Source organism: Streptomyces sp. NPDC048566 (genome assembly GCF_043199735.1).
Lineage (GTDB): Bacteria > Actinomycetota > Actinomycetes > Streptomycetales > Streptomycetaceae > Streptomyces.
In genome coordinates this window covers 1-1,852 of record NZ_JBICWL010000052.1, presented here as the reverse complement: position 1 = coordinate 1,852, position 1,852 = coordinate 1, and the positions used below count along the sequence as shown (strand labels likewise).

The 1,852-nt window shown below is 57.0% G+C and carries 1 rRNA gene; it reads right to left on the bottom strand.

What is annotated here, in order from left to right:
• Window positions 1–21 precede the first annotated feature (21 nt).
• Window positions 22–1,852: ribosomal RNA gene (locus ACGFS9_RS32725) — 23S ribosomal RNA — on the bottom strand; the annotation flags it as partial.

Here is a 1,852-nt window from a genome sequence, read left to right as displayed (position 1 = left end):
ACACAGTGGACGCGAGCAACTGAGGACAAGCCCTCGGCCTATTAGTACCAGTCACCTCCACCCGTTACCGGGCTTCCAGATCTGGCCTATCAACCCAGTCGTCTACTGGGAGCCTTAACCCCTCAAAGGGGGTGGGAATACTCATCTTGAAGCAGGCTTCCCGCTTAGATGCTTTCAGCGGTTATCCCTCCCGAACGTAGCCAACCAGCCATGCCCTTGGCAGGACAACTGGCACACCAGAGGTTCGTCCGTCCCGGTCCTCTCGTACTAGGGACAGCCCTTCTCAATATTCCTACGCGCACAGCGGATAGGGACCGAACTGTCTCACGACGTTCTAAACCCAGCTCGCGTACCGCTTTAATGGGCGAACAGCCCAACCCTTGGGACCGACTCCAGCCCCAGGATGCGACGAGCCGACATCGAGGTGCCAAACCATCCCGTCGATATGGACTCTTGGGGAAGATCAGCCTGTTATCCCCGGGGTACCTTTTATCCGTTGAGCGACGGCGCTTCCACAAGCCACCGCCGGATCACTAGTCCCGACTTTCGTCCCTGCTCGACCCGTCGGTCTCACAGTCAAGCTCCCTTGTGCACTTACACTCAACACCTGATTGCCAACCAGGCTGAGGGAACCTTTGGGCGCCTCCGTTACTCTTTAGGAGGCAACCGCCCCAGTTAAACTACCCATCAGACACTGTCCCTGATCCGGATCACGGACCCAGGTTAGACATCCAGCACGACCAGACTGGTATTTCAACGACGACTCCACAAACACTGGCGTGCCTGCTTCACAGTCTCCCAGCTATCCTACACAAGCCGAACCGAACACCAATATCAAACTGTAGTAAAGGTCCCGGGGTCTTTCCGTCCTGCTGCGCGAAACGAGCATCTTTACTCGTAGTGCAATTTCACCGGGCCTATGGTTGAGACAGTCGAGAAGTCGTTACGCCATTCGTGCAGGTCGGAACTTACCCGACAAGGAATTTCGCTACCTTAGGATGGTTATAGTTACCACCGCCGTTTACTGGCGCTTAAGTTCTCAGCTTCGCCACCCCGAAGAGTGACTAACCGGTCCCCTTAACGTTCCAGCACCGGGCAGGCGTCAGTCCGTATACATCGCCTTACGGCTTCGCACGGACCTGTGTTTTTAGTAAACAGTCGCTTCTCGCTGGTCTCTGCGGCCACCCCCAGCTCACCGAGTAAATCGGATCACCAGTGATGGCCCCCCTTCTCCCGAAGTTACGGGGGCATTTTGCCGAGTTCCTTAACCATAGTTCACCCGAACGCCTCGGTATTCTCTACCTGACCACCTGAGTCGGTTTAGGGTACGGGCCGCCATGAAACTCGCTAGAGGCTTTTCTCGACAGCATAGGATCATCCACTTCACCACAATCGGCTCGGCATCAGGTCTCAGCCTTGATGTACGACGGATTTACCTATCGCACGGCCTACACCCTTACCCCGGGACAACCACCGCCCGGGCTGGACTACCTTCCTGCGTCACCCCATCACTCACCTACTACAGGTCTGGACCGTCGGCTCCACCACTCCCCTTTGCCCGAAGGCTCCGGGGCGGCTTCACGGACTTAGCATCGCCTGGTTCGATGTTTGACGCTTCACAGCGGGTACCGGAATATCAACCGGTTATCCATCGACTACGCCTGTCGGCCTCGCCTTAGGTCCCGACTTACCCTGGGCAGATCAGCTTGACCCAGGAACCCTTAGTCAATCGGCGCACACGTTTCTCACGTGTGTATCGCTACTCATGCCTGCATTCTCACTCGTGAACCGTCCACCACTGCCTTCCGGCGCGGCTTCACCCGGCACACGACGCTCCCCTACCCATCACAGC